This window comes from Kitasatospora sp. NPDC056783 (assembly GCF_042789895.1).
In the GTDB taxonomy this organism is placed as follows: Bacteria; Actinomycetota; Actinomycetes; order Streptomycetales; family Streptomycetaceae; genus Kitasatospora.
This window is the reverse complement of the sequence record NZ_JBHUAF010000425.1, coordinates 1-7,170: the sequence shown is the minus strand read 5'-3', so window position 1 is coordinate 7,170 and position 7,170 is coordinate 1. Positions and strand designations below refer to the sequence as shown.

Annotated in this window: 4 protein-coding genes; 1 reads left to right on the top strand and 3 read right to left on the bottom strand. The window is 73.2% G+C overall.

Annotation, left to right across the window (positions count from 1 at the left end; genetic code table 11):
• Positions 1 to 53: 53 nt before the first annotated feature.
• From ACFRMQ_RS35775 to ACFRMQ_RS35765, 3 genes are all read right to left on the bottom strand, one after another.
• Positions 54 to 1,496, bottom strand: coding sequence for an aldehyde dehydrogenase family protein (locus ACFRMQ_RS35775; RefSeq protein ID WP_380734990.1), 1,443 nt, complete (start codon positions 1,494 to 1,496; stop codon positions 54 to 56).
• A gap of 229 nt (positions 1,497 to 1,725) precedes the next feature.
• Entirely contained in the window at positions 1,726 to 3,294 is a 1,569-nt protein-coding gene (locus ACFRMQ_RS35770) for a PucR family transcriptional regulator (RefSeq protein ID WP_380734989.1), read from the bottom strand.
• Positions 3,295 to 3,455: 161 nt separating this feature from the next.
• Positions 3,456 to 5,528, bottom strand: a complete 2,073-nt coding sequence (locus ACFRMQ_RS35765) for an ATP-binding protein (protein WP_380734988.1) — start codon at positions 5,526 to 5,528, stop codon at positions 3,456 to 3,458.
• A 241-nt stretch (positions 5,529 to 5,769) separates the two neighbouring features.
• Here ACFRMQ_RS35765 and gabT point away from each other — a divergent pair, with 241 nt between their 5' ends.
• Positions 5,770 to 7,110, top strand: a complete 1,341-nt coding sequence (gene gabT / locus ACFRMQ_RS35760) for a 4-aminobutyrate--2-oxoglutarate transaminase (protein ID WP_380698838.1) — start codon at positions 5,770 to 5,772, stop codon at positions 7,108 to 7,110.
• Positions 7,111 to 7,170 lie beyond the last annotated feature (60 nt).

Here is a 7,170-nt window from a genome sequence, read left to right as displayed (position 1 = left end):
GACGAACCGGGCCCTCCCACCACAGCGGCGCCACGGCACCGCCACCGCGTCGCTCAGAGGTCCAGACCGGTGAGGACCATGACCTTCTCGACGGTGTAGTCGTCCATCGCGTACTTGACGCCCTCGCGGCCGACACCGGAGTCCTTGACACCGCCGTACGGCATCTGGTCGGCGCGGTAGGACGGCGCGTCGCCGATGATCACACCGCCGACCTCCAGCTCCCGGTGGGCGCGGAAGGCCGTCTGCAGGTCGTGGGTGAACACGCCCGCCTGGAGACCGAACGCCGAGTCGTTGACGGCCGCGAACGCCTCGTCCACGCCGTCCACCCTGTGCAGCGACAGCACCGGGCCGAACACCTCGGACTTCGCCAGGATGGCGTCCTCGGGCAGGTCGGCCAGCACGGTCGGGGCGTAGGTGGCACCCTCGCGGGTACCGCCGGTGAGCACCTTGGCGCCCTTGGCGACCGCGTCCTCGACCCAGGACTCGACGCGCTTCGCGGCGTTCTCGTCGATCAGCGGGCCGACGTCGGTCGCGTCGTCGCTCGGGTCACCGGTGACCTGGGCCTTGACCTTGGCCACGACCTTCTCCGCCAGCGCGTCGTACACCGACGCGTCGGCGATCACCCGCTGCACCGAGATGCAGGACTGGCCGCCCTGGTAGTTGGCGAACATCGCGATCCGGCTCGCCGCCCAGTCCAGGTCGGCCTCCGAGGACCAGTCGGCGAGCACCACGGCCGCGGCGTTGCCGCCGAGCTCCAGGGTGCAGTGCTTGCGCGGCACCGAGTCCATGATCTGGTAGCCGACCTTGTCCGAACCGGTGAAGGAGATCACCGGCACGCGCTCGTCCTGCACCAGGGCCGGCATCCGGTCGTTCGGCACGGTCAGGATCGACCAGGAGCCGGCCGGCAGGTCGGTCTCGGCCAGCACCTCGCCCAGCACCATCGCCGACAGCGGGGTCGCCGGAGCCGGCTTCAGGATGATCGGGGCACCGACCGCGATCGCCGGGGCGACCTTGTGGGCGACCAGGTTCAGCGGGAAGTTGAACGGGGCGATCCCGAGCACCACACCGCGCGGGAAGCGTCGCACCACCGCGAAGCGGCCCACGCCGCCCGGGTCGGTGTCCAGCCGCATGGTCTCACCGTTGGTGCGGCGCGCCTCCTCGGCGGCCCAGCGGAAGACCGACACCGCGCGGCCGATCTCACCGCGGGCCCACTTGATCGGCTTGCCGTTCTCGGCGCTGACCAGCTGGGCCAGCTCCTCCGTGCGCTCGGTCAGCCGCTTGGCCACGTGGTCCAGGGCGGCGGCACGCTGGTGCGCCGGGGTGGCGGCGAACACCGGCAGGGCGGCGACGGCGGCGGCCAGCGCCTCCTCGACCTGGGCCTCGGTCGGGATGCTCACCTTGCCGACCAGACGGCCGTCCCAGCTGTTGTGCACCTCGAAGTCGGCGTCACCGCTCGCCCGGCGGCCGGCGAGCCAGAAATCGTACGTGGTGGTCACCGTGGTACCGGCCTCTCCTCGTCTGTCCTACGGCCCACGGACGTGGGGCCCGGATCCGAGGGTAGGCGGGGCGACGCGGCGACCGGATTGGCCGACTAGGAGCGTTCGCCCCCGGGGCCACTCCACCGCGTCCTACCGCCATGTCAGGTGGCGCGGCCTTCAGCACCGGCGTCTCAGGGCCGGCGCTTCGGCACCGGCGCTTCCGGGCCGATGCTTCAGGGCCGGTACCTCACTCCTCGCCGGAGCGGAGCGCCAGCCACAGCTCCATCCGCACGTCCGTGTCGTCCAGCGAACGGCCCAGCAGCTCCTCGACCCGGCGCATCCGGTAGCGCAGTGTGTGCCGGTGCACTCCCAGATCGGCCGCGGCCGCGTCCCACTGGCCGTGCCGGGACAGCCACGCCCGCAACGAGGCCACCAGGTCCCCGCGGGCCGTCCGGTCGTGCTCGCGCAACGGCCGCAGCAGCCCCTCCGCGAACGCCGTCACCGCGTCCTCACCCAGCAGCGGCAGCAGCGAACCCGCGCCGACCTCCTCGTGGTCCACCGACCGGCGTCCGCCGCGCAGCGCCACCGCCAGCGCCCGCTCGGCCTGCGCGTGCGCCGTCCCGGCCTCCTCCAGCGCCGCCGGAGCCGAAACGCCCAACGACAGGCCCTCGTGCTCCTCCACCGCGCCCAGGCACGCCCGGTGCACCGCACCGTTGTCCGGCGCCAGCACCATCAGCCGCGGCCCGTGCACGCCGTCCTCCCGCGCCACCAGCAGCTTCTCGCCCACCCGGGCACCCGCCTGCTCGGCCCGGTCACCCAGCTCGCCGAGCGCCTCCGCCGCGTCCGCACTGGCCGGCGCCGCCCCGGCGACCAGGACCCGTATCGTCCCCTCCGGCATGCCCCCGAACAGCCCCACCGCCACCTGGCGGGCCGTCGACACCTCACCGGCCAGCACCATCCGCAGCAGCGCCGCGCCCATCCGCTCCTCCGCCTGCCGCAGCTCGCGCGAGCGCTCCAGGGTGAGCGTCAGCAGCGCCACCGCCGCGTTCAGCACGTACCGCTCGGTCGGCGTGATCCGGTCCTCGGTCCCGACCGCCAGGAAGCCCCGGGCCCGCCGGTCCGCGCCCAGCGACTGGACCACCACGTAGTCCTCGTCCGCCGTGTCGATCCCCGGCGCACGGCCCTGCAGCGCCGCGCTCGACGGCGCCGGACGCCGACGCAGCCGGTCCACCTCGGCCGCCAGCCGCCCCGCCCGGCGGGCCGCCCAGTCCGGAGCCACCACCGACAGCGCGCCCGACCCGTCGTACAGCGCCGCCCAGCCGCCCAGCCGGGCCGCCAGCCGGCGGACCACCGCCGTCGTGCCGTCCTTGCCGAGCGCCGCCCGCGTCAGCTCCTCCTGCGCCTCGAAGCTGGTCGTCACCGCCTCGTACTGCTCCGCGGCCAGCGCCGCCGACACCACCTTGCTGATCGCGATGAACGGCGTCGGCTCCGGCACCCGCAGCAGCGGCAGCCCGCGCTGCGCCGCCGCGTCCACCAGCGGCTGCGGCACCTCGGTGTGCGACAGACCCACCCCGAGCCCCAGCCCGACCACCCCCGCGTCGGCCAGCCGGTGCACGTACGCCTGCAACTGCGCCGCCGTACGGCCCAGCTTGATACCGGTGGTGAGCAGCAGTTCGCCGCCCTCCAGGAACGGCGTCGGATCGTCCAGCTCGCTGGTGTGCACCCAGCGGACCGGCCGCTCCAGGTGATCCGCACCGGCGAGGACCGTCAGGTGGAGCGAGGTGTTGCGGACGACGGAGGCGAGTGTGGGGGGCATGGCACCTTCGGGGGATCGACCTGACCGCGCCGTTGCGGCCGGGCGAGGAGAGGGACGTGGGACTGGTGAGGGTCTCTCCCCTTCATTATGGACGCCCCGGACAAGCCGCACTGCCGAATCCACCTCGAAGGCGACTTCCCCGGCCGCCCCGCCTCACCCCTTCATTCCCTGAGATCCACCAACAGCGGCGGTACCTGCTCCCCCGACACCGCCGTCAACGACACCACCGCGTGCCCGGCCGGCAAGGCGTGCGCCAGGTCCGACGGCGACCACCTCAGCCGCTCCACGTCCCGCGTCGTCACCGACTCCGTCTGCGCCGTCGTCCCCGACAAGGCCTTCCGCCCGATCCGTCCGGCCCGTCTGATCACACCACCCGAGGTGTCCGGAGTGTGAGTGACCGCGGTCTCCTGCACCAGGTGCGTCCCCCAGGCCTCCGAGAACAGCTTCCCGTCCCACGGCGCGATCCCCGGGAACGCCATCCGGCAGCCGACCGCGCCGAACAGCGGCGCCCGCAGCGCCTCCGGCAGGTCCACCAGCGTCCGCAGCAGCAACACCGCCCCCGCGTTCGCCCCGCGCATCCGCTGCAACCCGCGCACCGCGGTCGCGTCCAACGCCGCCGAGGCGTCGTCCACCACCAGACCCGCGAACAGCGAACGGTCCTCACGGGCCGCGGCGGCCTGCACGAACTGCCCCACCACCAGCCGGGACAGCATCCGCGCCGCCTCCGGGTGACTGCGCTCCGGCAGCTTCACCCGCACCCGCAGCGGATGGTCCAGCACCCGCATCGCGAACGGGGGCCGACCGGTGCCGTCGGTCGCGAAGGCCCCCTCGAAGGCGGGCCGGTCCAACAGCGCCAACCGGTCCGCCAGCAGCGCCCCCGGATCGTCCGCCCGATCGCGCTGCCGCTCCCGGTACTCCAGGTCCCGCTCGTGGACGGCCAGCAGACCGGCCACCCCGAGCGCCTTCACCAGGGCCGCCGACACGTCCGGTTCGCCGGCCAGCAACGCCCGCAGCTCCCGCACCCCCGGATAACGGGCATACGCCGCGTGGAAGGGGCCCACCACCTGCTGCACCGCGGTACGGGCGTGCTCCACGCGGGCGGTCAACTCGTCCGGCAACAACGCCTCGGCCAGCCGGGCCGCCGCCTCGTCGGGATTCCGCGCGGCACCGTAGAGATCCAGCCCGTACAACGAGGACCCGTCCCCGGGCGCGATCACCACGTCGTACCAGGCATCCGGGCCGAGATCGGCGTCCGCCGCCCCGACCACCACGGCACAGGCGGTACCGGACAGCGCCTGCAGGCACAGCGCCTCGGCCACCGGCCGGGCCAGCCGCGCCGTCTTCCCAGTCCCGGCCGGGCCCACCGCCAGCAGCGACGTGCCCAGCACCGCCGGGTCCAGCGCGAAACCGGCGGCCCGGTGGCCCAACGGGTTCTTCGGGACGTCCTGCGCGGTGCCGAGCCGGACCTGACCGAGCAACAGATCGTGCCGCTCGACGCGGCCGGGCAACTCCCGCGCCTCCGAAGGGTGGGCGAAAGCCGCCGCACCACGGGCGGCGACCTGCTCGGTGAAGGCGGGCACGAACACCCCGTCCGCCTGAGCGGACTCCCAGGCGCGCTGGATCCGCACGTAGTCGACGTCCCCCACGGCCTCGGCGTCCAGCCGGGCGGCAGCCTCGGCGGCACCGCCCCGACGCAGCCCGTCCCACGGATCCTGCCCCCGCACGGCCTCGACCACCGCCGGGGCGTCCTCCGCGACGGGCTGCTCCCGCGTCACCGTCCGCGACAGCAGGGGCGAGACGTAGCGGCGCCACACCTCGGGCCAGCGGCCCATCCGGCCGAAGACCTTGATGACGGCTGAGGCAACCAGGACATTCACCGACAGCCCCACGACAGTCACCAGGGTCTCAGTGGGGTGTTCGACCCAGACGGTCACGACGATCAGGTGGAGCACCAGCTGGGTGCCGTAGACAAAAGCCAACCACCCCACCACCGCGTTCAGCCCCGCCCGCAGCAGCAGCGGCCAGGGCGCGACCTTGGCCGCCTCCGCCCGTTCCGGGTCGATGCGGCGGTAGCCGAGTCGGTAGACGCCCGGGGCGGCGGCGGGGCGCGGGGCGCGGGCCCAGGCCGCGAGGTCGAAGGGGGAGGTGGCCGCGCCGGGCCGTTGGTGGGGCAGGGGGGTCGGGGGTCTGGTGGTGGTGCGCTCGCCGTGGTGGTGTGACCCGTCCTGTGCCATGTACGGCCCCGCTCCCTCGCCCGCCCGCCCCGACCACCGTCGGTGCCGCCATACCCATGCCGCCGTACCGGCGACACGCCCGCGCTCAGGGTAGTGGAGCGCGGCCTTCGGGAATCTGCGCCGCCTGCGCTGGCCGTGCCGGACAAGTCGGACGGCGCACTGCTACCGAGTGGCGCGTGCCCGGGTGGGGAGGGCGGCCGTAGCCTGCGAAGCACCGAGCCGAGAAGTCTGGAGAAACCCCATGAGCGCCGCAACGCCGCTCCCGCAGGAGCGCCGCCTGGTCACCGCGATCCCCGGTCCGAAGTCGCAGGAGCTGCACGCCCGCAAGCTGGGTGCGGTGGCGGCCGGTGTCGGCACCACCCTGCCGGTGTACGTGTCCCGTGCCAACGGCGGCGTGCTGGAGGACGTGGACGGCAACTCGCTGATCGACTTCGGTTCCGGCATCGCCGTGACCAACGTCGGCAACAGCGCCGAGGCCGTCGTGGCCCGGACGACCGAGCAGCTGGGCAACTTCACCCACACCTGCTTCATGGTGACCCCGTACGAGGGTTACGTGGCCGTCGCCGAGCAGCTGAACGAGCTGACCCCGGGTGACCACGAGAAGCGCACCGCGCTGTTCAACTCGGGTTCCGAGGCCGTCGAGAACGCGGTGAAGATCGCCCGCGCCTACACCAAGCGCCAGGCCATCGTGGTGTTCGACCACGGCTACCACGGCCGCACCAACCTCACCCTGGCGCTGACGGCGAAGAACATGCCGTACAAGCAGGGTTTCGGTCCGTTCGCCCCCGAGGTCTACCGGGTGCCGGTCGCCTACCCGTACCGCTGGCTGACCGGTGCGGAGAACGCCGCCACCGAGGCCGCCGCCCAGGCGATCGACACCATCAACAAGCAGATCGGCGCCGAGAACGTCGCCGCGATCATCATCGAGCCGATCCAGGGCGAGGGCGGCTTCATCGAGCCGGCCAAGGGCTTCCTGCCGGCGATCGTGGAGTTCGCGAAGGCGAACGGCATCGTGTTCGTCGCGGACGAGATCCAGACCGGTTTCTGCCGCACCGGCCAGTGGTTCGCCTGCGAGGACGAGGGCATCGTCCCGGACCTGATCACCACCGCCAAGGGCATCGCCGGCGGTCTGCCGCTGTCCGCGCTGACCGGCCGCGCCGAGATCATGGACGCCGCGCAGACCGGTGGCCTGGGTGGCACCTACGGCGGCAACCCGGTGGCCTGTGCCGCCGCGCTGGGCGCCATCGAGACCATGAAGGAGCAGGACCTCAACGGCAAGGCGCAGCGGATCGGCGAGATCATGCTGGGCCGCCTGCGGGCCATGCAGGAGAAGCACGAGATCATCGGTGAGGTCCGCGGCCGCGGCGCGATGATCGCCGTCGAGCTGGTGAAGCCGGGTGGCAAGGAGCCGAACGCGGAGGCCACCGCGGCCATCGCCAAGGCCTGCCACGCCGAGGGCCTGGTCGTGCTGACCGCCGGCACCTACGGCAACGTGCTGCGCTTCCTGCCGCCGCTGGTCATGCCGGAGCACCTGCTGAACGAGGGCCTGGACATCCTGGAGGGCGCGTTCGCCGCCGTCTGAGCGGTGACGCCCGTCAGGTCGTGAACCCCCTTCCGGAGGGTTGTCCGGACAGCGCTGAAC

What these genes read in the sequence shown, in the direction of transcription:
- ACFRMQ_RS35770 (WP_380734989.1), bottom strand. Translation starts at nt 3,294, where the DNA reads ATGCCCCCCACACTCGCCTCCGTCGTCCGCAACACCTCGCTCCACCTG.
- ACFRMQ_RS35765 (WP_380734988.1), bottom strand. Translation starts at nt 5,528, where the DNA reads ATGGCACAGGACGGGTCACACCACCACGGCGAGCGCACCACCACCAGA.
- gabT (WP_380698838.1), top strand. Translation starts at nt 5,770, where the DNA reads ATGAGCGCCGCAACGCCGCTCCCGCAGGAGCGCCGCCTGGTCACCGCG.